Source organism: Enterobacter cloacae complex sp. 385G4 (genome assembly GCF_057320665.1).
On the sequence record NZ_JBXWDD010000008.1, the window covers coordinates 107,196 to 132,306 of the forward strand.

Consider the following 25,111-nt stretch of genomic DNA (forward strand, 5'->3'; position numbering starts at 1 on the left):
CTCGGGACATATCAGTTACCGGCCTCACCGATACGCTCAGCCTGCTGCAGGTTCTCTTTGGTGATAAGCGTTGGCGGGTAGTCGGCCCCGGTGATGGCTTTCTTCTCGCGCACGTTGGCCACCAGCTGGCTCATCGCCGTCTGCACCGCAAAGCCCGGACGCTGATCGGCGGTTACCGCCAGCCAGCCGTCGCGCACGCGGGCCAGCGCTTCCGGTACCGCATCAAAGCCGGTCACGAGGATTTCACCCGGCTTCACGCCCTGGCTCTGCAGGGCTTCAATCGCGCCCAGCGCCATATCGTCGTTGGCGGAGAGGATCACCTGCGGGCGTTTCGGTAGCGAAGGCAGAACGCTTTCGACGATGCGCATCCCTTCAGAACGCATCCAGTTGCCGGTCTGATCGGCGACGATCTTGTACTTATCCCCGCCCGCCTTCAGGCTGTCGCGGATCCCTTTGGTGCGTTCAATATTGGAAGAGGAACCCGGCTGGCCGGTGAGCAGGATGATCTCTGCCCCGTCGGGGAATTTGGTTTTGACGAAGTCGCCAATCGCCTGGCCGCCTTTGTAGTTGTTGGCGCCAAAGTGGGGCACTTTCTTCTGGCTGTCGACGGAGCGGTCCAGGGTGACCACCGGCAGCTTCGCATCCTGAATTTCATCCACCGCGCTGGAGACCGCGTTCACGTCGTTCGGGGAGACGATAAAGCCCTGCGCCCCGCGGGTGATGGCGTTTTCCAGGTCAGCCACCTGCTTCGGTGAGCTGCCCTGCCCGTCCAGTACCTGAAGCTTCACGCCCATCTCTTTCGCGGCTTTCACCGCCGTGCGCTGCATGTGAACCTCAAACGGCATGGCCAGGTTTGGCGTACTGAAAACAATCTGCTCGTTTTCGGCGAGGGCGGCCCCGGACGTCATGGCGATGAGGGCGGCTAAGATCAGTTTTTTCATTATTATGTCTCTCTGTGTAGGGTTGTTGTGTTTAGAGGACGATCTCGCGCTGGCTACGCAGCGACTCCAGCGCTTTATCCGCGAGGTACAGCGCACGTTCACCATCATCGCCGCTGCAGTCAGGCACCGCTTCGCCGCGCAGGACCGCAACAAAGTGTTCCCATTCCGCGGCGTAAGCGGATTTGTAGCGCTGCAGGAAGAAGTGTTCCGGCAGCGCGCTGGTGCAGCCCTCTTTGCCGTAGTGCTGCACCTGGTTTTCCAGAATATTGCCGGCGCACAGCAGCCCTTCGGAGCCGTGCAGCTCCAGGCGCTGGTCGTAGCCGTAAGAGGAGCGGCGGCTGTTGACGATGGTCGCCATCGCGCCGGAGGCATATTTCAGAACGATAAACGCGGTATCGATATCCCCCGCCTCGCCAATCGCCGGATCCACCAGGTTACTGCCCTGGGCATACACCGACACCGGCTCTTCGCCCATGATGAAACGGGCCATGTCGAAGTCGTGAATGGTCATATCGCGGAACATGCCGCCGGAGACGCGCACGTACTCCGCGGGCGGCGGAGACGGGTCGCGGGAGATGATCAGCAACGATTCCGGCTTGCCGATGCGCCCGGCCTGAGCATCGGTTTTCACGCGGCGGAACTGCGGGTCAAAGCGGCGGTTAAAGCCGATGAACAGCGGCACGTCGTACTCTTTAACCACTTTCAGGCAGTCGCGCACGCGGGCGAGGTCGAGGTGTACCGGCTTTTCGCAGAAGATAGCCTTGCCGTGGCGGGCGGCCATTTCAATCAGATCCGCGTGGGTGTCGGTGGCGGAGGCGATCAGCACGGCGTGAACGTTAGGGTCGGTCATCGCCTCATCCACGCTCTGCTGGCGGGCCTGATACTGTGCGGCGAGACGGGTGGCAAATTCCTGATTCGGGTCAACCACGGACCAGAGCGTGGTCGCGCCGTGGCTGGCGATGTTAGCTGCATGTACCTGGCCAATTCGGCCAGCGCCCAGTAAAGCAATGTTAAACATAACGGCTCCCGGTGTTGGTGAATGCTGTGAACTAACGACCCTATAAATAAAACATTTATTTCATTTTTATAAATAGTGAAAATTATGTTTTTGAGTGCAGGTTAACACTTTTGAGATGAATGAGATAAATTTTGTTATCAATCTCACAACACGGGAGGACGTGCGACTCACCCCAAAGGGGCGAGGGAGAAAAGGCCGCACCGAATCATCCCCTCTCCCCTTTGGGGAGAGGGTTAGGGTGAGGGGAAATGAAATGAAAATTTCGTTATGGCGGTAAATCTTAATACTGACGGGCTTTTTTCACCTGCGCCTGGGTTTGCTCAGCGGCCTCACGCACGGCAGACGATTCCGCCACCTGCGCATCACCGGTTCGCCACCAGGAGGCGTAGTCGTGGGTCATAGTCTTCGGCAGCACCTTGATGTCCAGCAGCGTGGGGCCAGGATGGGCGCGGGACGCCTCCAGCGCCGCCAGCAGGGTTTGCTCGTCGTGCACCCGCCACGCGCGACAGCCGTAGCTCTCCGCATTTTGCGCGAAGTCGACCTTCACCAGCGGACCGTCAAGCCGCCCGGTTTCCGGGTTGCGATGGCGGTTTTCCGTGCCAAAGCTGCCCATTCCGTGCCCCATCTGCAGGTTGTTGATGCAGCCGAAGCTGGCGTTATCAAACAGCAGAACGGTGACCTTAATACCCTCCTGCACGGCGGTTTGCAGCTCGGAGTGCAGCATCATGTAGGAGCCATCCCCCACCATGGCGTAAACCGGCTGCTCGGGGCGGGCGAGCTTCGCGCCGATGGCTGCCGCAATCTCGTAGCCCATGCAGGAGTAGCCGTACTCCAGGTGATAGCTGTCCGGCGTTTTGACCTGCCAGAGGCGCTGTAAATCTCCCGGCAGCGAACCGGCCGCGCCCACCACGATGGCGTTATCTTCCACATGCTGATTGATCAGCCCCAGCACCCGCGTCTGGGTCAGGCGGGTGTTGAGCGTCTCGCCGTATTCCGCCAGCTGCGCGTCCAGATGCCCCGCCACTTCGGGCGCGTCGTCAGGGTGCCACTGGCGATCCCAGAGGCGGCGGCATTCATCGCGCCACGCGGATTTCGCCTGGGCGATCGCCTCTCCCCAGCCGCTGCGATACTCGCCGAGCGCGTGGGTCAAAGCCTGGAGTCCGGTTTGGGCATCGGCGATCAGCGCGGTGGCGTCCAGCTTCAGGGCGTCAAACTCGGCCACGTTCAGCAGCAGGAATTCGACGTCCGGGTGGGAAAAGAGCGCCTTGGAGCCGGTGGTAAAGTCGGTCAGGCGCGTGCCGACGCCAATCACTAAGTCAGCCTGTGGCGCGAGCTGGTTGGCGGCCATTCCGCCCGTCACTCCTACGCCGCCGAGGTTAAGTGGGTGGTCACTTACCAGCGCCCCCTTCCCGGCCTGCGTTTCGGCAAACGGTAGCTGCAGCGTCTCGACAAATTCGCGAAACGCCTCATGCGCGCCGGAGTAGCGTACGCCACCGCCGCACACCACCAGCGGACGGCGTTTGCGGGCAATCAGCGCCCGCGCCTGCGCCAGACGCTGCGGATCGGGCGGACGACGCTCGATGTGGTGCACGCGACGCGCGAAGAAGCTCAGCGGGTAATCCCACGCTTCCCCCTGCACGTCCTGCGGCAGGCAAATCGTCACCGCACCGGTATCTGCCGGGTCAGTAAGCGTTCGCATCGCGCTGAGCATGGCGCTCATGAGCTGCTCGGGGCGGTTGATGCGGTCCCAGTAGCGGGAAACCGGACGGAAGCAGTCGTTGGTGCTGATGCTGAGATCGTGATACTGCTCGATCTGCTGCAGCACCGGGTCCGGCTGGCGGCTGGCGTAGATATCGCCCGGCAGCAGTAAAAGCGGGATGCGGTTCGCCGTGGCGGTGGCCGCTGCCGTGACCATATTGGCGGCGCCCGGCCCGACTGAGGAGGTGACGGCAAAAATGCGCTGGCGGCGGTGCTGTTTGGCGAATCCCGTCGCCATGTGGGCGATGCCCTGCTCGTTGCACCCCTGCATGATTTTCAGATGACCGGGATCCTGCTCCAGCGCCTGGCCAATACCCAGCACGTTGCCGTGCCCAAAGATCGTCGCCACGCCCTCCACGAAGGGCGTTTCGTTGCCGTCAACGCTGACGTACTGTTGATTCAGGAACCGGACCAGCGCCTGGGCCATGGTCATACGTTCGGTTTGCATAATGCCTCCTGTCAGCCCAGCGTCGGCATGGAGAACGCAGCGCCTGTCTCCTGCTGCATTTCCGGCCAGCGCGCGGTGATGGTTTTCATTCGGGTGTAGAAACGCACGCCGTCGTTGCCGTGCACGTTGAGCGCGCCGAAGATGGAACGCTTCCAGCCACCGAAACTGTGGAATGCCATCGGCACCGGGATCGGCACGTTGACCCCCACCATGCCCGCCTGCACCTCTTCGCAGAAGCGGCGCGCGCAGCCGCCGTCACGGGTGAAGATCGCCGAGCCATTACCATATTCATGGCGGTTAATGAGGTCCACCGCGCTGGCGTAATCTGTTACCCGCACCACAGAAAGCACCGGGCCAAAAATCTCTTCTTTATAGATGGTCATCTCCGGTGTGACGTTATCGAACAGCGTCGGCCCGACGAAGTAGCCCTGCTCGTGGCCCTTCACGCTGAAGCCGCGCCCGCCCACGCGCAGTTTCGCCCCCTGCGCTTCCCCGCTGTCGATATAGCCCAGCACCTTGCTGCGGTGCGCGGAGGAGATAAGCGGCCCCATTTCGTTTTCCGGCGTCTGGTCCAGCCCCGGCCCGACGCGCAGCGCTGCAATCTGTTTTTCCAGCCGGGTGCAGAGGTCATCGGCGGTTTTATCCCCCACCGCCAGCACCACCGAGAGCGCCATGCAGCGTTCCCCCGCCGCGCCGTAGGCCGCGCCCATGATGGCGTTGGTCGCCATCTCCATGTCGGCATCCGGCATTAAAATGCAGTGGTTTTTCGCGCCGCCCAGCGCCTGACAGCGCTTACCGTGAGCGGAGGCGGTCTGGTAAATGTATTCGGCAATCGGCGTGGAGCCGACAAAGCTCACCGCCTGCACGCGCGGGTCGGTCAGGAGCACGTCAACGGACTCTTTATCCCCCTGCACCACGTTGAAGACGCCGTCCGGCAAGCCTGCCTCTTTCAGCAATTGCGCCAGCGCGAGCGCGAGAGAAGGGTCTTTTTCCGACGGCTTCAGCACGAAGGTATTCCCGGTCGCCAGCGCAATGGGGAACATCCACATCGGCACCATCGCCGGGAAGTTAAACGGCGTGATCCCGGCGCAGACGCCGAGCGGCTGCATCAGGGAGTGGCTGTCGACGCCGGTACCGACGTTCGCAGAGTGTTCACCCTTTTGCAGATGCGGGATACCGCAGGCAAATTCCACCACTTCCAGGCCGCGGGTCAGTTCGCCCACCGCGTCGGAGAAAACCTTGCCGTGCTCTTCGCTGATGATGCGGGCCAGGCGCGTCATGTTATCTTCCAGCAGCGCCTTGAAACGGAACATCACGCGCGCACGCTTAAGCGGAGCCTGGCGCGCCCACGCGGGAAACGCCTGCTGCGCGGCGGCAATCGCCTGCTCCGTTTCCTGCGCCGTACTCATCACCACCTGGCGGATCTGCTCGCCGGTGGCCGGGTTGAAGATCGCCTGAACGCGCTGGCCTGAACCGGTGACACATTCGCCGTGAATAAAATTCGCTACCGTCTCCATCCTAAACCTCTCGCTGTTGATACGTGACTGTGACCTGAACACTGTGTACTGACCACTATATATGAAACAAATATTCCATTTTAAGTTGAAATAAAATAAATGATGATTATTGTGATCAAGGATGGATTTTTATGTTAACAGCCAGCAACACTGACGCTGCGTGCGCTATTAAGGGATTTCGGGCGAGGAAATGACTGAAGCTTCTGTTTCATTTTTGCTGCCAGATGGATGGCCGACATTTAAAAGACGCGGTTTTGCGTTTAGAATCATATGACTGTATTTGGGGGATAACATGACGACAGCAACCAGCCTGAACGAACTGCAGCAGCAAATCCGCGATCGCTACGATAGCCTGAGCAAGAGGCTGCAGCAGGTCTCCCGCTACGTGCTGGACAATACCAACAGCGTCGCCTTTGATACGGTTGCCGTCATTGCCGAGCGCGCCGACGTGCCGCCTTCGACGCTGATCCGCTTTGCCAACGCCTTTGACTTCACCGGCTTCAACGAAATGAAACAGCTGTTTCGCATGAACCTGGTGGAGGAGACTGCCAGCTACAGCGACCGCGCGCGGCTGTTCCGCGAAATGGAGAGCGAGGCCGTGCCGGAAACGCCGCTCGATATTCTGCAGGAGTTCGCCCGCTCGAACGCGCAGGCGCTGCAGCAGCTGGCCGCCCGCGCCGAGCCGGAAATGCTGGAGCGCGCGGTACAGCTGCTGGCCGACGCCGACACTATCTACATCGCCGGACTGCGCCGCTCGTTTAGCGTCGCGGCCTACCTCACCTACGCCCTGAGCCACCTGGAGTGCCGCCCTATCCTGCTCGACGGCATGGGCGGGATGCTGCGCGAGCAAATCAGCCGCATTAAGGCGCGCGACATCGTGGTGTCGATCAGCTTCTCGCCATACGCGGAAGAGACGGTGATGGTCAGCGAAACCGCCGCCAGCGTCGGCGCCCGGCAGATCGTGATTACGGACAGCCAGATAAGCCCCCTGGCAACGTTCAGCGATCTCTGCTTTGTGGTGAAAGAGGCGCAAGTGGATGCGTTCCGGTCTCAGTCGGCGACGCTGTGCCTGGTGCAGTCGCTGGTGGTGGCGCTGGCGTATCGGTTGGGTGAAGGGAAATAAGGCAATAAAAAACCCCCTGCGCAGGCAGAGGGTTTGGGTGTTAATTCAGAGGGAAATCATTCCCACTCAATCGTAGCCGGTGGCTTACCGCTGATGTCATATACGACTCGCGATATCCCATTGACTTCGTTGATTATTCTGTTAGACACGCGGCCTAAGAAGTCATACGGCAGATGCGCCCAGTGCGCGGTCATGAAGTCGATGGTTTCCACCGCACGCAGGGAGACAACCCAGTCGTACTTACGGCCATCGCCCATGACGCCTACAGAGCGAACCGGCAGGAACACGGTGAACGCCTGGCTTACTTTGTTGTACAGGTCAGCTTTGTGCAGCTCTTCGATGAAGATCGCGTCCGCGCGACGCAGCAGGTCGCAGTACTCTTTCTTCACTTCGCCCAGCACGCGCACGCCCAGACCCGGACCCGGGAACGGGTGACGGTAGAGCATGTCGTACGGCAGACCCAGTTCCAGACCGATCTTACGCACTTCGTCTTTGAACAGCTCGCGCAGCGGTTCAACCAGACCCATCTTCATCTCTTTCGGCAGGCCGCCCACGTTGTGGTGAGATTTGATGACGTGCGCTTTACCGGTTGCGGAGGCCGCAGACTCGATCACGTCCGGGTAGATGGTGCCCTGCGCCAGCCACTTCACGTCTTCCAGCTTCAGCGCTTCTTCGTCGAACACTTCGACGAAGACGCGACCGATGATCTTACGTTTCGCTTCCGGATCGTTCTCGCCTTTCAGCGCGTCCAGGAAGCGCTGCTCGCCTTCCACGTGAACGATGTTCAGACCGAAGTGGTCGCCGAACATGTCCATGACCTGCTTCGCTTCGTTCAGACGCAGCAGACCGTTGTCCACGAAGACGCAGGTCAGGTTTTTGCCGATGGCACGGTGCAGCAGCATCGCGGTGACGGAGGAGTCCACGCCGCCGGAGAGGCCGAGGATCACTTTGTCATCGCCAACCTGCTGGCGGATACGCTCCACGGCGTCGTCGATGATTTTTGCCGGGGTCCACAGGGCTTCACACTGGCAGATGTCACGCACGAAGCGCTCCAGCATGCGCATACCCTGACGGGTGTGGGTCACTTCCGGGTGGAACTGCACGCCGTAGAAGCGTTTTTCTTCGTTCGCCATGATGGCGAACGGGCAGCTTTCGGTACTGGCAACGGTCACGAAGTCAGACGGGATGGCGGTAACTTTGTCGCCGTGGCTCATCCACACGTCCAGCAGCGGCTTGCCGTCTGCGGTCAGGGAGTCTTCGATACCGCGCACCAGCGCGCTGTCGGTGACAACTTCAACCTGCGCGTAGCCGAACTCACGTTCGTTAGAGCCTTCTACGTGACCGCCCAGCTGCATCGCCATGGTCTGCATGCCGTAGCAGACGCCGAATACCGGCACGCCCGCTTCGAACACGTACTGCGGCGCGCGCGGGCTGTTCTCTTCGGTGGTGCTTTCCGGGCCGCCGGACAGGATGATGCCGCTTGGATTGAATTCGCGAATCTGTGCTTCCGTGACATCCCACGCCCAGAGCTCACAGTAAACGCCCAGTTCACGTACGCGACGCGCTACCAGCTGAGTGTACTGAGAACCGAAGTCCAGGATGAGAATGCGATGTTTATGAATGTTTTCCGTCATTGACGCTAATTCCGAGGCAAGTGAAACAGATTAAATAAATCGCCCGACACGAGGTCGGGCGAAGAAAAATCAGGAGCCCAGACGATAGTTCGGGGACTCTTTGGTGATCGTCACGTCGTGAACGTGGCTCTCCTGGATACCCGCGCCGCTGATGCGTACGAATTCCGCTTTAGTACGCAGCAGGTCAATGGTACCACAGCCGGTCAGACCCATACAGGAACGCAGGCCGCCCATCTGCTGGTGAATGATCTCTTTCAGACGGCCTTTATAGGCCACGCGGCCTTCGATACCTTCCGGTACCAGTTTGTCAGCAGCGTTATCGGTCTGGAAGTAACGGTCAGAGGAACCTTTGGACATCGCGCCCAGGGAGCCCATTCCACGGTAAGATTTGTAAGAACGGCCCTGGTAGAGTTCGATTTCGCCCGGGGATTCTTCGGTACCAGCGAGCATGGAGCCTACCATTACGGCAGCAGCGCCCGCGGCGATGGCTTTAGCGATGTCGCCAGAGAAGCGGATACCGCCGTCAGCGATAACCGGAATACCGGTGCCTTCCAGCGCTTCAACCGCGTCAGAAACCGCGGTGATCTGCGGAACGCCCACGCCGGTCACGATACGGGTAGTACAGATAGAGCCAGGGCCGATACCCACTTTCACCGCGCTGCAGCCGGCGTCAGCCAGCGCGCGAGCGCCTGCGCCCGTCGCCACGTTGCCGCCGATGATCTGCAGGTCAGGGTATTTTGCACGGGTGTCACGAATACGCTGCAGCACGCCTTCGGAGTGGCCGTGAGAGGAGTCAATCAGCAGGACGTCAACGCCCGCCGCCACCAGCGCGTCAACGCGCTCTTCGTTACCTGCACCCGCGCCTACGGCAGCGCCGACGCGCAGACGGCCATGCTCGTCTTTACAGGCGTTCGGTTTACGTTCTGCTTTCTGGAAATCTTTAACGGTGATCATGCCGCGCAGGTGGAAGTTCGCATCCACAACCAGCGCTTTCTCAACGCGTTTTTCGTGCATTTTCGCCAGCACCACGTCGCGAGTTTCGCCTTCGCGGACGGTCACCAGACGCTCTTTTGGCGTCATGTAGACGCTGACAGGCTGGTTCAGGTCAGTCACGAAGCGCACGTCACGACCGGTGATGATGCCCACCAGTTCATTGTCTTCGGTCACTACCGGGTAGCCGGCAAAGCCGTTACGTTCGGTCAGGGCTTTCACTTCGTGCAGGGTAGTGGTTGGCAGAACAGTCTGAGGATCGGACACGATGCCGGACTCATGCTTCTTCACGCGGCGAACTTCTTCTGCCTGACGTTCGATAGACATGTTTTTGTGGATAAAGCCAATGCCGCCTTCCTGTGCCAGGGCGATAGCCAGGCGCGCTTCAGTCACGGTGTCCATTGCCGCGGAGAGCATAGGAATGTTCAGACGAATGGTTTTCGTCAACTGCGTGCTGAGGTCGGCAGTATTCGGCAGAACGGTGGAATGAGCGGGAACGAGGAGGACGTCGTCAAACGTCAGTGCTTCTTTAGCGATACGTAGCATGGGCAATATCTCTGACCTGGGTGGTTAAATATTGCCGTGGCATTATACAGAGCGTAACCGATTGCATCTACACTTTTTTGAAAAAATGCTTGCGAATGCCTCTCAGCAGGTTACTATCGACTGAATAACTTGCTGATTTAGAATTTGATCCCGCTCACATGTTATCCTCTCAATCCCCCTCAATTTATACTGTCAGCCGCCTTAATCAGACGGTGCGTTTGCTGCTTGAGCAGGAAATGGGGCAGGTCTGGATCAGCGGTGAAATCTCAAACTTCACGCAACCGTCTTCCGGACACTGGTATTTTACCTTAAAAGACGATACCGCCCAGGTGCGCTGCGCGATGTTCCGCAACAGCAACCGTCGCGTGACGTTCCGTCCGCAGCACGGCCAGCAGGTTCTGGTTCGCGCCAATATAACCCTGTATGAACCGCGCGGTGATTATCAGATTATCGTCGAGAGCATGCAGCCTGCGGGCGAAGGTCTGCTGCAGCAGAAGTACGAACAGCTTAAAGCCAAACTCTCTGAGGAAGGTTTGTTCGACCAGCAGTTCAAAAAACCGCTGCCCTCACCCGCCCACTGCGTTGGGGTCATCACCTCGAAAACCGGTGCAGCGCTGCACGATATTTTGCACGTGCTTAAGCGTCGCGACCCTTCCCTGCCCGTCATCATCTACCCGACCGCCGTTCAGGGTGACGATGCGCCAGGCCAGATTGTACGCGCCATTGAACTGGCAAATGCGCGTAAGGAGTGTGACGTGTTGATCGTCGGGCGCGGCGGCGGCTCGCTGGAAGACCTGTGGAGCTTTAACGACGAGCGCGTGGCGCGGGCAATCTTTGCAAGCGATATCCCCGTGGTGAGCGCCGTCGGGCATGAAACGGACGTGACAATCGCGGATTTTGTTGCGGATCTGCGTGCGCCTACCCCGTCCGCGGCGGCGGAAGTGGTGAGCCGTAACCAGCTGGAGCTGCTGCGTCAGCTTCAGAACGGCCAGCAGCGTCTTGAGATGGCGATGGACTACTTCCTTGCCAACCGTACCCGCCGCTTTACCCAGCTTCATCACCGTCTTCAGCAGCAGCACCCGCAGCTTCGTCTGGCGCGTCAGCAGACCGTGCTGGAACGCCTGCGTCAGCGCATGAACTTTGCGCTTGATAATCAGCTTAAGCGCGCGGTGACTCGCCAGCAGCGTGTGACCCAGCGCCTGAACCAGCAGAATCCGCAGCCGAAAATCTATCGTGCGCAAACGCGCATTCAGCAGCTGGAATATCGTCTGGCGGAGACTCTCCGGGCGCGCCTGAGCACCACACGTGAGCGTTTTGGCAACGCGGTGACCCATCTGGAAGCCGTCAGCCCCCTCTCCACGCTGGCGCGCGGCTATAGCGTAACGACGGCAGCGGACGGCAAAGTGCTGAAGCAAACCAAACAGGTGAACACTGGTGACGTTCTTACCACCCGCCTGTCTGACGGCTGGGTGGAAAGCGAAGTGAAATCAATTAAACCGGTGAAAAAGACGCGTCAGCGCAAAACCGGATAATTCTTCGCCGGTTACTTACTATACTGCTGCTATTCCCTTTTTTAATAAGGAGAGCAGCATGTCCCATCTTCGTAGCGTTATTCCCCCTTATATTCTTCGTCGTATTATCGAAAGCGGTTCCGAACCGCAGCAGCGCTATGCCCGTCAGACCTTAACCCACGTCCAGACGCTGATGGCGCATATGCCGGGCAAACCCGCCGCGCCGCACGTGAATAAAGCCGGTCAGCTTGAGCGCGATATCTACGATGCGAAACAGACCCAGGAGCTGCCGGGTACCCAGGTGCGTTACGAGGGCCAGCCGTCGAATGGCGATGTGGCCGTGGACGAGGCGTACGATTATTTGGGTATCACCCATGATTTCTTCTGGAAAGAATATCAGCGCGATTCGCTCGATAATAAGGGGCTGATTTTGACCGGCACCGTTCACTATGGTCGGGAATATCAGAACGCCTTCTGGAACGGTCAGCAGATGGTGTTTGGCGACGGCGACGGGGAGATCTTTAACCGCTTTACGATTGCCATCGACGTGGTGGCACACGAGCTGAGCCACGGCGTCACCGAGACCGAAGCCGGGCTAATCTATTTCGAACAGTCAGGCGCGCTGAATGAGTCCCTGTCAGACGTGTTTGGTTCGCTGGTGAAACAGTACCATCTCAAGCAAACCGCCGATAAAGCAGACTGGTTGATTGGTGAAGGGCTGCTGGCCGCGGGCATTAACGGCAAAGGGCTGCGCTCCATGTCTGAACCCGGCACCGCCTACGACGATCCCCTGCTCGGCAAAGACCCGCAGCCCGCGCACATGAAAGATTTCATCAAAACGCGCGAGGATAACGGCGGCGTCCATCTTAACTCCGGCATCCCCAACCGGGCGTTTTACCTGGCCGCGACGGCGATCGGCGGTTACGCCTGGGAAAAAGCCGGTTATGCCTGGTACGACACGGTTTGCGATCGCAATCTGGCGCAGGATGCGGATTTTGATGCCTTCGCAAAACTGACGATAGCGCACGGAGAGAAACGCTCCGGTAGCGACGTTGGGGCGGCGATAAAACAGGCCTGGGAACAGGTGGGAGTGCTGTAAATGCAGGTTCCGGAACTGACGGATGACGCCGTGGTTGAGCTGGCCCGGGAAGGCGGCGTCGCTTTTATTCCTAAGCTGAGCGGCCAGCGTACCATCGCGCTCTCCTCGCTTAATGAGGCCCAGCGCCAGCGCCTGGTGAGCATCCTGGAGCAGGCCTTTCCACGCGGTCAGCCGCCGGGTCAGACGTCGTCACCCGGCAGCGGTGACCAGCGCTATTTCCGCATCCAGATTATCTGGACCGGCCAAAATCAGGCGCACTACGCCGATATCATCGTGCTGGTACCTGAGCAGGAAGCGCCCGAGTCGCTGGTCGAGCTGTGGAAAAAAGGCGAAGATTGCGTGTGCGATTAATCTTCGGCCGGAACAAACTCCACGCGCTTTTTAGAAATTAAGCCGTGGCCGTTCTGGCAGAAATAGTCCACCGCCCCGCAGGCCTTTAAGACCTGGAGTGGCTGATGGCACTCCGGGCAGCGGGCTTCGAGCGCAATATCTTTATTACAGCTGTCGCAGTGCGCCGCCCCGTTCAGGGGTTCAAGCTGTGCCTGGCAATCCGGGCAGGTAATGGTCATGGTGTCTCCTTCAGGGCGTTCAGGTCTGCGATAATTTTACCACGTCTTCAGTGCGGGCCACGCAACTGTTGCTGCAAGGTCAGCAGCAGCGCCACCTCATCGATCCTGCGGCGCGTTGTGCGGCTCACCTCCTGCGGATCGCGCTTAAACAGACTGTTTGCGCCAAGAATATGTCCGGCAAGACAGCGTTCGTAGATCGTGCCGGGGATATGCCAGCGCTGAATAGTCTTACCTTTAACTAGCTCCAGCACATCTTCCGCACCGCGTCGGTCGTAGTTGATAATGCGCCCGTCGCGTAAATAGAGACGCAGGCCCTTTTGCCCGCCCGCGGGTCCCGCGTATTTATTAAGCCAGATGCCCACCGGCACGCCGCTGATGGTTCCCTGCAAGTGCGCCTCGCCTTCCGCGGTGGTCAGGTCACCCTTTGCAATATCGTGGCCCAGGCGGTCTTTAGCCGTTACCATCTGCAGCGTCATATCGTCCTGACCGCCCAGATAGCGCAGCGTTTCACGCAGCATCGCCAGCACGTGCGTTCCGATATCCAGAATCACGCCGTCCGGGTGGCGAAGCGTTCTGGTATCCGGTTCTCCGGTCGCGAAATTGAGCGCGATGGGTTCCCCTGCGGCGTTATATCCGCTCGGCTCCTGCAAAAAACCTTCGATTCTGGCAATGTCAGATATATGGCCGACCAGCGACCGCTTCACCGTTTCGATGCGCGCCATCCAGTGGTCGAGCGCCAGCACGCGGGACGCCACGCCGGGTGTTGCCAGCAGCGTGTTGAGTTTTTCGATTTGAGGAAGCGTGGCGACAATCGGTTTTTCAATCACAATCCGCGGAACCGGCGAGGCAATCGCCAGCTCAAGCACCTCAAGGTGGTGCAGCGATGCGGTGGTAATAAAAAGGGTATCCAGCGGGGTGGCTAAAAGCGCAGCAAGCGAGGCGCAGCGCGTAACGCCTTCAGGGTGCTTTGCGGGGAGAACATCAAAGCCGAAACAACGAACAGCGCCATCGAACAGATTACGTAGTGCGGGCAGATAGGCTGTTTCCACTACCGCACCAAGACCAACAAATCCTAACTGCATGGTTTCACCTCAGGAAGTACAGTGCCGGGGCATAACGCCTGCCCCGGCACACTGAGGTTTATGAGGCGCTAGCTGCCGGTTTAGTTTGTGCATTTTCCAGCATGCGGCGCACCGGAACAATGAGGACGATCAGCACTGCGGCACAAATCAGCAGCGCGATGGAGCAGCGCGCGAAGAGATCCGGCAGCATATCCAGCTGGTCGGCCTTCACGTGACCGCCAATCAGGCCCGCCGCCAGGTTACCCAGCGCGCTGGCGCAGAACCACAGCCCCATCATCTGGCCGCGCATTCTCTCCGGCGCCAGCAGGGTCATGGTCGCCAGACCGATCGGGCTCAGGCACAGCTCACCCAGCGTCAGCATCAAGATACTGCCCACCAGCCAGAACGGCGACACGCCCGCCCCGCCGTTGCTCAGCACGTTCTGTGCCGCCAGCATCATCAGGCCAAAGCCCGCTGCCGCACACAGAATACCGATAACAAACTTGGTGATGCTGCTCGGGCGAATGTTCATGCTCGCGAGCTTTGGCCATGCCCAGCTGAACACCGGGGCCAGCAGGATGATGAACAGGGCGTTGATCGACTGGAACCATACCGCCGGAATTTCAAAATCACCGATCATGCGGTTAGTGTAGTCGTTGGCAAACAGGTTGAACGAGGTTGGCTTCTGCTCAAACGCGGACCAGAAGAACGCGGCGGAGACCAGCAGAATAAAGCAGACCAGCAGCCTGGCGCGCTCTTTGCGGTTCAGGCCCGCGAAGATGAACAGGTAGATGAAGTAGAGGGCAACAGACGCCGCAATTACGTAGACCAGCACGCTGGCTACCGCGACCGGGTTAATGACAATCACGCCCTGCGCGATCAGCGTCACGAGCGTTGCCACGCCTGCCGCCAGCGCCAGCAGCCAGACGCCCACGCCGTTGCGCTTCACCACCGGGCTGTTCCATGTCGAGTCCAGACCGACTTCGCTGTCGTAGCGCTTCATCGCCGGAACCGCAAACACGCGGAAGATAATCAGCGCCACCAGCATCCCGATGCCGCCAATACCAAAGCCCCAGTGCCAGCCGTGGGTTTTGATCAGCCAGCCGGAAATCAACGGGGCGATGAACGAGCCCATATTAATGCCCATGTAGAACAGCGAGAAACCGCCGTCACGACGCGCATCGCCTTTTTTATACAGGGTGCCGACCATCACCGAGATACAGGTTTTGAACAGGCCAGAGCCGAGCACGATGAACATCAGGCCGATAAAGAACAGGTTGTTGCCCATGATAGCCGACAGCGCAATCGACAGGTGGCCGAGCGCGATCAGAATCGAACCGTACCAGACGGCTCTCTGCTGGCCGAGCCAGTTATCCGCCAGCCAGCCGCCCGGGAGTGCGGCCAGGTACATGGTGCCGGCAAAAATACCGACAATCGCCGAGGCGTTTTCGCGCGCCAGCCCCATCCCGCCGTCATAGACGGTGGCGGCCATAAACAGGATCAGCAGCGGGCGAATGCCGTAGAACGAGAAACGCTCCCACATCTCGGTAAAGAACAGCGAACCGAGCGGATAAGGATGGCCGAAGAAGGTTCGGCTCTCTTTTTGATTAACAGAGGATTGCATAATTCTCCCGAAAGGTATGTGTCGTGCTTGTAAACACCAGCAGGTACGCCGGCCAGTTACGTATCTGACCGATTTTTTACATGCGGCGAAAAGTTAGTTAACCATTTGATAACCAGTCGCTAGTTTTGTCTAGTACCGGACCAGGGACTTTAAGATGAAAATTCGACGATTGTCTACTTTTCTGGATTTAAAGATGGTTGGGAGTGAATAGTGATTGACTTCACACAGAGAGAACCGACGGTATGATTGGGCCAAAAAAAAGCCCGCGATAAACGCGGGCCTTTTTGAGATCGGCAATGATTATTTGCTTTTCTTAATGTGCTTAATCAAACGCTTACGCTTACGCATCTGGTTCGGCGTCAGGGTGTTGCGCTTGTTGGCGAACGGGTTTTCCCCTTCCTTAAACTGGATACGAATAGGCGTGCCCATCACGTCCAGCGATTTACGGAAGTAGTTCATCAGGTAGCGCTTGTAGGAATCCGGCAGGTCTTTCACCTGGTTGCCGTGAATCACCACGATTGGCGGGTTATAGCCACCGGCGTGGGCATATTTCAGCTTCACGCGACGACCGCGCACCAGCGGCGGCTGGTGGTCTTCCGCTGCCATATTCATGATACGGGTCAGCATGGCGGTGCTCTGACGACGGGTGGAGCTGTCGTAGGCTTCACGCACGGATTCGAACAGGTTACCGACGCCGCTGCCGTGCAGCGCAGAGATAAAGTGCACGCGGGCAAAGTCGATAAAGCCCAGACGGAAGTCCAGGGTCTCTTTCACCTGCTCGCGCACTTCATTGCTCAGGCCGTCCCACTTGTTGACGACGATGACCAGTGAGCGCCCACTATTGAGGATAAAGCCGAGCAGAGAGAGATCCTGATCGGAGATACCTTCGCGCGCGTCGATGACCAGCAGCACCACGTTGGCATCTTCAATCGCCTGCAGGGTTTTGATAACGGAGAATTTTTCCACCACGTCGGTGATTTTTCCGCGCTTACGTACACCGGCGGTGTCGATGAGGACATACTCACGTTCATCGCGCTGCATCGGGATGTAGATGCTGTCACGCGTAGTGCCCGGCATGTCGTAAACCACCACGCGCTCTTCACCCAGAATACGGTTAGTAAGCGTAGACTTACCTACGTTTGGACGACCGACGATAGCCAGCTTGATCGGCAGATCCTGCGGGTTGAAGTCATCCTCAGGCTCTTCTTCTTCGCCCTCTTCACCGTCTTCGAACTGCGCCCAGTATGCGGCGTCTTCGTCCACCTCTTCCGGCGGGTTCACTTCGTCCACCCACGGCAGCAGAACGGTTTCCAGCAGGCTGGTCACACCGCGGCCATGCGATGCCGCAATCGGGTGGATATCCCCCATGCCCAGAGACCAGAAGTCCGCGATAGCCTGATCGGCATCGATGCCGTCAGTTTTGTTCGCCACCAGGAAAGTTGGCTTTTCGCGAGAACGCAGGTGCTTAGCGATTGCGGAGTCCGCCGGCATCAGGCCAGCGCGCGCATCCACCATGAACAGCACAACATCTGCTTCTTCAATCGCCAGCAAGGACTGTTCCGCCATGCGGGTTTCAACGCCGTCTTCTGTGCCATCAATACCGCCGGTATCAATACAGATGAACTCGCGTCCTTCCACCTCTGCACGACCGTACTTACGGTCACGCGTCAGCCCCGGGAAATCCGCAACCAGCGCATCACGGGTGCGTGTTAAACGGTTAAAAAGAGTGGATTTTCCAACGTTAGGGCGCCCGACAAGCGCGACCACAGGTACCATGTTTGAAGCCTCATAAAATTCAAATAAACGTCGCATTCGCGGCGTTTTTAAAAATGTCAAAACGGCTCCTGAGTGAACAGGAGCCGTTTAGTATACTACAACCGCCGGGTAATTAACGCGTGATCGCGTACAACGTGCCGTCTTTTGCCTGAATCAGCAGTTTGCCGTCAGCCACAACCGGGTCGGTCAGGAAGCCTGAACCGTCCACTTTCTGCTGCGCCACAAAGCGGCCATTCTCTGGATCAACCCAGTGCATATAGCCTTCGCTGTCGCCAACCACCAGGCTACCGTTGTACAGCACTGGCGCGGTCAGCAGACGGTGCAGCAGATCGCTTTGCGTCCACAGCGTCACGCCGCCTTCGGTGCTCAGCGCCAGCAGGCGATCGTTCTGGTCAACCATATAGATGCGGTTACCGTCCACGATGAAATCATTCACAGAGCCCAGCTCACGTTTCCACATGATCTGGCCGCTGCGCAGGTCCAGCGCGGTCAGGTTGCCGTTATAGGCCAGGGCGTAAACCACACCGTCAACGATAACCGGAGTAGTATCTACGTCGCTCAGGCGGTCGATTTCAGTTGAGCCAGTGGCCTGCGAGATACGCTGCTGCCAGATCATCTGGCCCTGCTGCATCAGCACGGCACTCACGCGACCGTTGTCACCACCCACAATGGCAGCGCCAAATGCGGTTGCAGGTGCGGATTCACCGCGCAGAGACAGCGCTGGCATATCCAGGTTAACGGTCCATTTCACCAGGCCGTCCGCTTCATTCAGCGCCTGCAGCTGGCCGTTGCTGGTATGGATCAGCACCAGCCCGTCGCTCACGACCGGACGTGACAAGGATTCACCGGCTACGGCGGTCTGCCATGCAACAGAACCATCGCTGGCATTCAGCGCGTAAACCTGCGCTTTTTCGCTGCCCACGTAGACATGCCCACCGGAAACGGTCAGGCCGCCAGACAGCAGTGCAGGTTTACGGGAGAACCAGCCGTCTTTTTCCGCCAGGTTAACGGACCACACTTCTTTCCCGTCATCGGCGTTCACCGCTTTCACGGTACCTTTGCGGTCAGCGGCATAGACAACGCTGTCTGCATACGCAGGATGAAGGTTGGAATAGAAATCACCAATCCCACTGCCCACGGAGACATCCCACGCGGTGGATGGGGTAAACTGGTTTTCAACCGTCGGCAGTGGGGACATTTTCACAACGTCTTCTTCGCCACTGAACAGTGAACAACCACTTAATAACGTAACAGAAAGCAGTCCTGGCAGAAGTAATTTACGCAATTGCATCGGGTCCCTCTCAGACGGACAAATTATTTATTTTCATCTGCATCATTTCGCTCAGCGCAGGTGACGCTTTGCTCTCTACGCCAGCTTGCCACGCTTTACGCGCGCCCGCTTTGTCACCTTTGCTCAGCAGTGCTTCACCGCGCAGATCGGCAACGATGGCAGCAAAACCTTCGCCTTTGATGGTATCGAGCGTTTTCAGCGCGTCGTCAGCTTTTTTCTGCTGAACCTGAATACGTGCCAGGCGCAGATTGATCACCGCTTTCAGGTTTTCATCGCTGGCAGCAGCAAGGCCCTGAGACAGCTGAGCAGCGGCTTTATCCAGTTCGTTTTTATCAACGTACTGCTGAGCCACTTCCAGCGCTGCCAGCGCACCGTAGGTGTTTTTGTTGTCAGCGGCAAATTTCTCTGCCGCAGCCAGCGTTTGCGGCTGGTCGGCACGAATCGCGCTAACGGTATTTTCATAGGACAGGGACGCGCCGCGCGCGGAATCCGCCTGATGGTTGTTCCAGTAACGCCAGCCCACCAGCGCACCCACACCTAAAATAACCCCAACAACCAGCGCTTTGCCGTTTTCAGCAAAGAAGCGTTTAATCGCGTCGACCTGATCGTGTTCGTTCTCGTACATTTCCACGCCGTCTTTCTCCTTAGCCCAATAGAGTGCGCAAGTGCGCCGCAACGCCGTCCTGCGTTACCGTTGTCTGCTCACCAGAGCGCAGGTCTTTTACAACCACTTCGCCGTTAGCCACTTCGGACTCGCCCAGCACCAGTGCAATACTTGCGCCCCACTTATCGGCACGAGCAAACTGTTTTTTGAAGTTGCCGCCGCCATGGTTGGTCATCAGCTTAACGCCCGGCAGCGCATCGCGCACGCGTTCGGCAAGCTGCATCGCCGCAGACTGCGTTTCCGCGCCTGAAGCCACCAGGTATATATCGACAACGGAATCTGCTTTAAATTCCGGATTAACTGCCTGAACCAGCAAAACAAGTCGCTCAAGACCCATCGCGAAGCCAACCGCAGGCGCCGCACGACCACCCAGTTGCTCAACCAGACCGTCATAACGGCCGCCGGCACACACGGTGCCCTGAGAACCGAGGCTGGTGGTTACCCACTCAAACACGGTGCGGTTGTAGTAGTCCAGACCGCGCACCAGACGCTGGTTCACGGTGTAGGCAATGCCCGCCGCTTCGAGCAGCTTGCACAGGCCGGTAAAGTGTTCGCGAGACTCGTCGTCCAGGTAGTCACCCAGCGCAGGGGCATCGTTCAGCAGCGCCTGAACATCAGGGTTTTTGGAATCCAGCACGCGCAGCGGGTTGCTGTACATGCGACGTTTGCAGTCTTCGTCCAGCTTCTCTTTATGCTGCTCCAGGAACGCCACCAGCGCATCGCGGTAGTTAGCGCGCGCTTCCAGAGAACCGATTGAGTTCAGTTCCAGCGAAACGTGCTCAGAGATACCGAGGGCGCGCCACCAGCGGGCGGTCAGCATAATCAGTTCGGCATCGATGTCCGGGCCCTGCAGGCCAAAGACTTCCACACCCAGCTGGTTAAACTGGCGATAACGACCTTTCTGCGGACGTTCGTGGCGGAACATCGGGCCGATATACCACAGGCGCTGCTCCTGATTGTACAGAAGACCATGTTCGATGCCGGCGCGTACGCAGCCCGCCGTACCTTCCGGACGCAGGGTCAGGCTGTCGCCGTTGCGGTCCTCAAAGGTGTACATCTCTTTTTCAACCACGTCGGTCACTTCACCGATCGCGCGTTTGAATAACGGGGTCTGCTCTACAATCGGCAAACGGATTTCGCTGTAACCGTAGCTGCCGAGCACCTGCTTCAGCGTGCCTTCAATGCGCTGCCAGATGGCGGTTTCGCCAGGCAGGTAATCGTTCATGCCGCGGATGGCTTGAATGTTTTTTGCCACGTTTATTCTCTTTCTATATACAAAAAAAACCCAAAGAATGGGTTCAATCATACATGGGAAGCGGCACGCTTCCCATCACGTTATTTTTCAACCTGCTGAACGCTGATGCGCTGTGTCTCGTCCATCATCGCGGCTTTGGCGCGGATGCGGGCTTCAAGCTGGTCAATCATGTCGCTATTATCCAGACGATCTTTACGAACGCCATCTTCATAGAGACCACTTTTCTTGTTACCGCCGGTTACGCCCAGGGTTGAGACCAGCGCTTCACCCGGACCGTTCACGACACAGCCGATGATGGAGACGTCCATCGGGGTGATGATGTCTTCCAGACGCTGCTCCAGGGCATTCACCGTGCCGATCACGTCAAATTCCTGACGCGAACAGGTTGGGCAGGCAATGAAGTTGATCCCACGCGAGCGGATACGCAGCGATTTCAGAATATCGAAACCGACCTTGATCTCTTCTACCGGATCCGCCGCCAGCGAGACGCGCAGGGTGTCGCCGATCCCTTCGGAGAGCAGCAGGCCCAGGCCGATCGCAGACTTCACCGAACCGCTACGCAGGCCGCCCGCTTCGGTTATCCCGAGATGCAGAGGCTGGTCGATCTGTTTTGCCAGCAGACGATACGATTCAACGGCCAGGAAAACGTCAGAGGCTTTAACGCTGACCTTGAACTGATCGAAGTTAAGACGATCCAGATGATCGACGTGACGCATGGCGGATTCGAGCAGCGCCTGCGGCGTTGGCTCGCCATACTTTTCCTGCAGATCTTTTTCCAGAGAGCCGGCGTTCACGCCGATACGGATTGGAATGTTTTTGTCGCGGGCGCAGTCAACCACCATGCGAATGCGTTCTTCATTGCCGATGTTGCCCGGGTTAATACGCAGGCAATCAACGCCGTATTCAGCAACTTTCAGCGCGATACGGTAGTCGAAGTGGATATCTGCAACCAGCGGCACGCTGACCTGCTGTTTGATCAGCTTGAACGCCTCAGCGGCATCCATCGTGGGCACTGAGACGCGAACAATGTCCGCGCCTACACGCTCTAATGCTTTGATTTGGTTGACCGTTGCTTCCACATCCGTGGTGCGCGTATTGGTCATCGACTGGACGGCGATAGGTGCCCCATCGCCGACTGGCACATTCCCAACGTAAATCCGTTTCGATTTTCTACGTTGAATCGGAGCCTGGTTATGCATGAAAAATCTCCCGCGTTGCCCGTCTGTTACTGTGCTGCTGATTGTTCGGCATTAACGGTAAGACGTGCAACCTGGTTAGTTCTGATAAAGCGGCTCAGGTCGACAGGTTTTCCTTGATACTGGATCTGTACCGCTGCCGGAGCGCCGATTTTAAGTTTGTAAGGTGCCTGACCCGTTAGGTTTAACGTGCCATCTTTCCGCTGCAGGCCGCTGAACAGTTTTTTACCTGTCGCGTCAGTCACTTCCAGCCAACAGTCGGCCGTGAAGTTCATCACCAGCGCGTTTGGATCGGCGGCTGGCGCGGCGGTTGCCGCCGGGTCGGTCGGCAGGGACGCCGCGGCGTTGTTCGCCGGCTGAGTCGGTGCAGGGGCGTTCGCCGCAGTATCGACATTTGCCTGAGAAGGGGCGACGACCGCGTTTTGATCCTGAGCCTGAGGCGCAGCGGTGTTCGCCGTTGCGGCCGGAGCCTGTGCTGCATCGGTTGCCGGAGCCGTTGTTTGCGGCTCGCTTGAGGCCGCCGCACCGTCGGTGTTCAGCGGAACGCTCTGGGCACCACCATTGCTCGCCTGATTGAGTTCAGCGGAGGATTGATCGGCCATAGTGGTGATCTCTTCCTGCTGCGCCTTGTGGTTTTGCCACCACCATGCGCCGGTCAGGCCGACAACAACAAACAGCACCAGCCAGGTAAAGCTCATCAGCCAGCCATCACGTTTTTTACGACGTTTCCCCAGGGAGAAAGTTTGCATCGGGGCAACTTTTGCTGCACGAACCGGTGCCTGCTTCTCCATCATTGGCAGTAATTCGTTTTCGGGGATGTGCACCAGTTTTGCGTAAGAGCGGATATAGCCGCGCAGAAATGTTGAAGCCAGATCGGCAGGCGCCTTATCTTCTTCAATATCGCGAACCGTGGAAACTTTCAGGCACAAGCGTTCTGCAACAGCTTGCTGGCTGAGTCCGAGTTGTTCACGGGCGTTGCGAAGACGAACGCCAGTGGAGAGTGCTTCATGTTGGTCGTGAGTGGCTTCAGTATTCATTCGCTACAACTACTGGTACGTGAAAAAAAGGGTTCAGGTGCCGGTGAGTCACAATGCCGCCCGCACCGCGAAACTTCAGGTCAGTTAACCTTGAACAGACAGTATAAGACTGTCAGCCGGTAGATGACAGTGCAGCTCTGCCCGCGTGGCTAAACTGTTGTTACGTCGTTACATACTGCCCGAAACTCATATGAAACGCACCGTAATTATTAATCAAACGTCACGAATCTGACTGATTATTCAGTCAGATTATGCATCACAGCGTAGATAATGCGCCGTGATGCATAATAATCAAACAGGTTTAACCGCAATAGTCTCGCCCTGCATGCGTTTACGCAGGGTACGTTTGGTACGGTCAATGACGTCACCGGCCAACTGTCCGCATGCAGCATCAATATCATCACCGCGGGTTTTACGCACGATGGTGGTGAAACCATACTCCATCAGCACCTTGGAGAAACGGTCGATACGGCTGTTCGAGCTACGGCCATACGGCGCGCCCGGGAACGGGTTCCATGGGATCAGGTTGATTTTGCATGGCGTATCCTTCAGCAGTTCAGCCAGCTGATGCGCGTGCTCAGTACCGTCGTTGACGTGGTCCAGCATCACGTACTCGATGGTGACGCGGCCCTGGTTTGCGTTGGATTTCTCCAGGTAGCGACGCACGGCAGCGAGGAAGGTTTCGATATTGTACTTTTTGTTAATCGGTACAATTTCGTCACGAATTTCATCGTTTGGCGCGTGCAGGGAGATAGCCAGCGCAACGTCAATCATGTCGCCGAGCTTATCCAGCGCAGGCACAACGCCTGAGGTAGACAGCGTCACGCGGCGCTTGGACAGGCCAAAACCGAAGTCATCCAGCATGATTTCCATCGCCGGCACCACGTTGGTCAGGTTCAGCAGCGGTTCGCCCATCCCCATCATTACCACGTTGGTGATCGGACGCGTGCCGGTCACTTTTGCTGCACCCACGATTTTCGCGGCGCGCCAGACCTGACCGATGATTTCAGACACGCGAAGGTTACGGTTAAAACCTTGCTGAGCCGTAGAGCAGAATTTGCACTCCAGCGCACAGCCCACCTGAGAAGAGACGCACAGCGTGGCACGATCGTCTTCCGGGATGTAGACGGTTTCAACGCGCTGATCGCCTACGGCAATCGCCCATTTGATGGTGCCGTCTGCCGAGCGCTGCTCTTCCACCACCTCCGGCGCGCGGATTTCAGCCACTTCTTTGAGCTTGTTGCGCAGCACTTTGTTGATGTCGGTCATCTCATCAAAGTTGTCGCTGCAGTAGTGGTACATCCATTTCATTACCTGATCGGCACGAAACGGCTTCTCACCCATATCTTTAAAGAACTCGCGCATCTGCTGACGGTTCAGGTCCAGCAGGTTAATTTTTCCATTTTTATTGGGAACCGCAGGAATGGCGACTTCGGAGGTATTCACTAGTTCAGACATAATTTTTTCCGGCCTCGTTGTTACACGTTGTGGCCCTTGGTGGGTTGAAAAGAAACGCCCCGGTAAGCAGTCTGCTCGTCCGGGGCGTTGCATTGTACAAAGTCTGGCGCAGGGATGCCACGTTTGCACGCGGCATTTACGAAATTATTAGCGAGTGCGCGGGCACACTTCGCCTTCAGCGAAGAAGAACGCGATTTCGCGTGCGGCAGACTCAACGGAGTCGGAACCGTGGGTGCCGTTCTCGGTGAAGCTGTCCGCGTAGTCAGCGCGCAGGGTACCTGCCAGCGCGTTGTCCGGGTTGGTTGCACCCAGCAGATCGCGGTGACGCTGTACCGCGTTTTCGCCTTCCAGCACGGAGACCACGATTGGACCGGAGGTCATGAACTCCACCAGGCCGTCAAAGAATGGACGACCTTCGTGCTCAGCGTAGAAACCGCGAGCCTGCTCAACGGTCAGGTGCAGCATTTTGGTGCCAACGATCTTAAACCCTGCTGATTCAAAGCGAGCGAAGATGCTGCCAATAACGTTTTTTGCCACCGCGTTTGGTTTGATGATGGAAAAAGTACGTTCAATAGCCATTGATAACCTCTGTAAA

General features: G+C 57.9%; 21 protein-coding genes. 4 read left to right on the forward strand and 17 right to left on the reverse strand.

Going from position 1 to position 25,111, the window contains the following annotated elements:
* Positions 1 to 11 precede the first annotated feature (11 nt).
* The 4 genes from AC2FAJ_RS18675 to AC2FAJ_RS18690 form a co-directional block, all read right to left on the reverse strand.
* Positions 12 to 941, reverse strand: coding sequence for a sugar ABC transporter substrate-binding protein (locus AC2FAJ_RS18675; RefSeq protein ID WP_041908742.1), 930 nt, complete (start codon positions 939 to 941; stop codon positions 12 to 14).
* A gap of 31 nt (positions 942 to 972) precedes the next feature.
* Positions 973 to 1,959 carry an inositol 2-dehydrogenase gene (gene iolG / locus AC2FAJ_RS18680; protein ID WP_041908740.1) on the reverse strand — a complete coding sequence of 329 codons (987 nt, stop codon included), beginning with the start codon at positions 1,957 to 1,959 and terminating at the stop codon, positions 973 to 975.
* 280 nt (positions 1,960 to 2,239) lie between these two features.
* Positions 2,240 to 4,165, reverse strand: a complete 1,926-nt coding sequence (iolD, locus tag AC2FAJ_RS18685) for a 3D-(3,5/4)-trihydroxycyclohexane-1,2-dione acylhydrolase (decyclizing) (protein WP_485454397.1) — start codon at positions 4,163 to 4,165, stop codon at positions 2,240 to 2,242.
* 11 nt (positions 4,166 to 4,176) lie between these two features.
* On the reverse strand, positions 4,177 to 5,682 hold the full coding sequence (locus AC2FAJ_RS18690) for a CoA-acylating methylmalonate-semialdehyde dehydrogenase (protein WP_485454398.1): 1,506 nt from the start codon (positions 5,680 to 5,682) through the stop codon (positions 4,177 to 4,179).
* Between the two features lie 292 nt (positions 5,683 to 5,974).
* Here AC2FAJ_RS18690 and AC2FAJ_RS18695 point away from each other — a divergent pair, with 292 nt between their 5' ends.
* Entirely contained in the window at positions 5,975 to 6,805 is an 831-nt protein-coding gene (locus AC2FAJ_RS18695; protein ID WP_008502123.1) for a MurR/RpiR family transcriptional regulator, read from the forward strand.
* A 56-nt stretch (positions 6,806 to 6,861) separates the two neighbouring features.
* Here the strand turns inward: AC2FAJ_RS18695 and guaA are convergent, their stop codons facing one another.
* A complete protein-coding gene (gene guaA, locus AC2FAJ_RS18700) occupies positions 6,862 to 8,439 on the reverse strand; it encodes a glutamine-hydrolyzing GMP synthase (RefSeq protein WP_003860599.1) in 1,578 nt (525 codons plus the stop codon).
* Between the two features lie 69 nt (positions 8,440 to 8,508).
* Positions 8,509 to 9,975 carry an IMP dehydrogenase gene (gene guaB, locus AC2FAJ_RS18705; protein WP_014884799.1) on the reverse strand — a complete coding sequence of 489 codons (1,467 nt, stop codon included), beginning with the start codon at positions 9,973 to 9,975 and terminating at the stop codon, positions 8,509 to 8,511.
* A gap of 158 nt (positions 9,976 to 10,133) precedes the next feature.
* On the opposite strand from guaB, the gene xseA reads away from it, so the two are divergent.
* Genes xseA through AC2FAJ_RS18720 form a run of 3 tightly spaced genes read left to right on the forward strand, consistent with a single transcriptional unit; the run spans position 10,134 to position 12,936 of the window.
* Positions 10,134 to 11,507, forward strand: a complete 1,374-nt coding sequence (xseA, locus tag AC2FAJ_RS18710) for an exodeoxyribonuclease VII large subunit (RefSeq protein ID WP_047364161.1) — start codon at positions 10,134 to 10,136, stop codon at positions 11,505 to 11,507.
* Between the two features lie 58 nt (positions 11,508 to 11,565).
* Positions 11,566 to 12,585 (forward strand): M4 family metallopeptidase, encoded by a 1,020-nt coding sequence (locus AC2FAJ_RS18715; RefSeq protein ID WP_028014052.1) that lies wholly within the window; start codon positions 11,566 to 11,568, stop codon positions 12,583 to 12,585.
* On the forward strand, positions 12,586 to 12,936 hold the full coding sequence (locus AC2FAJ_RS18720; RefSeq protein ID WP_028014053.1) for a protealysin inhibitor emfourin: 351 nt from the start codon (positions 12,586 to 12,588) through the stop codon (positions 12,934 to 12,936). It abuts the gene before it with no gap.
* Here the strand turns inward: AC2FAJ_RS18720 and AC2FAJ_RS18725 are convergent.
* From AC2FAJ_RS18725 to ndk, 11 genes are all read right to left on the reverse strand, one after another.
* Positions 12,933 to 13,154, reverse strand: a complete 222-nt coding sequence (locus AC2FAJ_RS18725; RefSeq protein WP_028014054.1) for a zinc ribbon domain-containing protein — start codon at positions 13,152 to 13,154, stop codon at positions 12,933 to 12,935. The genes AC2FAJ_RS18720 and AC2FAJ_RS18725 overlap by 4 nt on opposite strands.
* Positions 13,155 to 13,201: 47 nt before the next feature.
* The gene (locus tag AC2FAJ_RS18730; protein WP_485454399.1) at positions 13,202 to 14,236 is read right to left on the reverse strand and encodes a Gfo/Idh/MocA family oxidoreductase; all 1,035 of its coding nucleotides are present in this window, start codon (positions 14,234 to 14,236) and stop codon (positions 13,202 to 13,204) included.
* Between the two features lie 58 nt (positions 14,237 to 14,294).
* Positions 14,295 to 15,839: a peptide MFS transporter gene (locus AC2FAJ_RS18735; protein ID WP_041908728.1), complete on the reverse strand. Its 1,545-nt coding sequence runs from the start codon at positions 15,837 to 15,839 to the stop codon at positions 14,295 to 14,297.
* A gap of 300 nt (positions 15,840 to 16,139) precedes the next feature.
* Positions 16,140 to 17,615, reverse strand: a complete 1,476-nt coding sequence (gene der, locus AC2FAJ_RS18740) for a ribosome biogenesis GTPase Der (RefSeq protein ID WP_028014057.1) — start codon at positions 17,613 to 17,615, stop codon at positions 16,140 to 16,142.
* 112 nt (positions 17,616 to 17,727) lie between these two features.
* The gene (gene bamB / locus AC2FAJ_RS18745; protein ID WP_028014058.1) at positions 17,728 to 18,906 is read right to left on the reverse strand and encodes an outer membrane protein assembly factor BamB; all 1,179 of its coding nucleotides are present in this window, start codon (positions 18,904 to 18,906) and stop codon (positions 17,728 to 17,730) included.
* Between the two features lie 10 nt (positions 18,907 to 18,916).
* Positions 18,917 to 19,537 (reverse strand): YfgM family protein, encoded by a 621-nt coding sequence (locus AC2FAJ_RS18750; protein WP_028014059.1) that lies wholly within the window; start codon positions 19,535 to 19,537, stop codon positions 18,917 to 18,919.
* Positions 19,538 to 19,550: 13 nt separating this feature from the next.
* Positions 19,551 to 20,825 carry a histidine--tRNA ligase gene (gene hisS / locus AC2FAJ_RS18755; RefSeq protein ID WP_028014060.1) on the reverse strand — a complete coding sequence of 425 codons (1,275 nt, stop codon included), beginning with the start codon at positions 20,823 to 20,825 and terminating at the stop codon, positions 19,551 to 19,553.
* Between the two features lie 80 nt (positions 20,826 to 20,905).
* Positions 20,906 to 22,024, reverse strand: coding sequence for a flavodoxin-dependent (E)-4-hydroxy-3-methylbut-2-enyl-diphosphate synthase (gene ispG, locus AC2FAJ_RS18760; RefSeq protein WP_025757688.1), 1,119 nt, complete (start codon positions 22,022 to 22,024; stop codon positions 20,906 to 20,908).
* 26 nt (positions 22,025 to 22,050) lie between these two features.
* On the reverse strand, positions 22,051 to 23,058 hold the full coding sequence (gene rodZ / locus AC2FAJ_RS18765) for a cytoskeleton protein RodZ (protein WP_045260189.1): 1,008 nt from the start codon (positions 23,056 to 23,058) through the stop codon (positions 22,051 to 22,053).
* 291 nt (positions 23,059 to 23,349) lie between these two features.
* Entirely contained in the window at positions 23,350 to 24,516 is a 1,167-nt protein-coding gene (gene rlmN, locus AC2FAJ_RS18770; RefSeq protein ID WP_060572529.1) for a dual-specificity RNA methyltransferase RlmN, read from the reverse strand.
* Positions 24,517 to 24,663: 147 nt separating this feature from the next.
* Entirely contained in the window at positions 24,664 to 25,095 is a 432-nt protein-coding gene (ndk, locus tag AC2FAJ_RS18775; protein WP_003860625.1) for a nucleoside-diphosphate kinase, read from the reverse strand.
* Positions 25,096 to 25,111: the final 16 nt, after the last annotated feature.

Bases quoted from the DNA above. Each gene is read 5' to 3' on its own strand.
- AC2FAJ_RS18730 (WP_485454399.1), bottom strand. From the start codon at position 14,236: ATGCAGTTAGGATTTGTTGGTCTTGGTGCGGTAGTGGAAACAGCCTAT.
- AC2FAJ_RS18735 (WP_041908728.1), bottom strand. From the start codon at position 15,839: ATGCAATCCTCTGTTAATCAAAAAGAGAGCCGAACCTTCTTCGGCCAT.
- guaA (WP_003860599.1), bottom strand. From the start codon at position 8,439: ATGACGGAAAACATTCATAAACATCGCATTCTCATCCTGGACTTCGGT.
- AC2FAJ_RS18675 (WP_041908742.1), bottom strand. From the start codon at position 941: ATGAAAAAACTGATCTTAGCCGCCCTCATCGCCATGACGTCCGGGGCC.
- AC2FAJ_RS18695 (WP_008502123.1), top strand. From the start codon at position 5,975: ATGACGACAGCAACCAGCCTGAACGAACTGCAGCAGCAAATCCGCGAT.
- rlmN (WP_060572529.1), bottom strand. From the start codon at position 24,516: ATGTCTGAACTAGTGAATACCTCCGAAGTCGCCATTCCTGCGGTTCCC.
- AC2FAJ_RS18690 (WP_485454398.1), bottom strand. From the start codon at position 5,682: ATGGAGACGGTAGCGAATTTTATTCACGGCGAATGTGTCACCGGTTCA.
- bamB (WP_028014058.1), bottom strand. From the start codon at position 18,906: ATGCAATTGCGTAAATTACTTCTGCCAGGACTGCTTTCTGTTACGTTA.
- der (WP_028014057.1), bottom strand. From the start codon at position 17,615: ATGGTACCTGTGGTCGCGCTTGTCGGGCGCCCTAACGTTGGAAAATCC.
- AC2FAJ_RS18725 (WP_028014054.1), bottom strand. From the start codon at position 13,154: ATGACCATTACCTGCCCGGATTGCCAGGCACAGCTTGAACCCCTGAAC.
- ndk (WP_003860625.1), bottom strand. From the start codon at position 25,095: ATGGCTATTGAACGTACTTTTTCCATCATCAAACCAAACGCGGTGGCA.
- xseA (WP_047364161.1), top strand. From the start codon at position 10,134: ATGTTATCCTCTCAATCCCCCTCAATTTATACTGTCAGCCGCCTTAAT.
- rodZ (WP_045260189.1), bottom strand. From the start codon at position 23,058: ATGAATACTGAAGCCACTCACGACCAACATGAAGCACTCTCCACTGGC.
- AC2FAJ_RS18715 (WP_028014052.1), top strand. From the start codon at position 11,566: ATGTCCCATCTTCGTAGCGTTATTCCCCCTTATATTCTTCGTCGTATT.
- iolD (WP_485454397.1), bottom strand. From the start codon at position 4,165: ATGCAAACCGAACGTATGACCATGGCCCAGGCGCTGGTCCGGTTCCTG.
- ispG (WP_025757688.1), bottom strand. From the start codon at position 22,024: ATGCATAACCAGGCTCCGATTCAACGTAGAAAATCGAAACGGATTTAC.
- guaB (WP_014884799.1), bottom strand. From the start codon at position 9,975: ATGCTACGTATCGCTAAAGAAGCACTGACGTTTGACGACGTCCTCCTC.
- iolG (WP_041908740.1), bottom strand. From the start codon at position 1,959: ATGTTTAACATTGCTTTACTGGGCGCTGGCCGAATTGGCCAGGTACAT.
- AC2FAJ_RS18720 (WP_028014053.1), top strand. From the start codon at position 12,586: ATGCAGGTTCCGGAACTGACGGATGACGCCGTGGTTGAGCTGGCCCGG.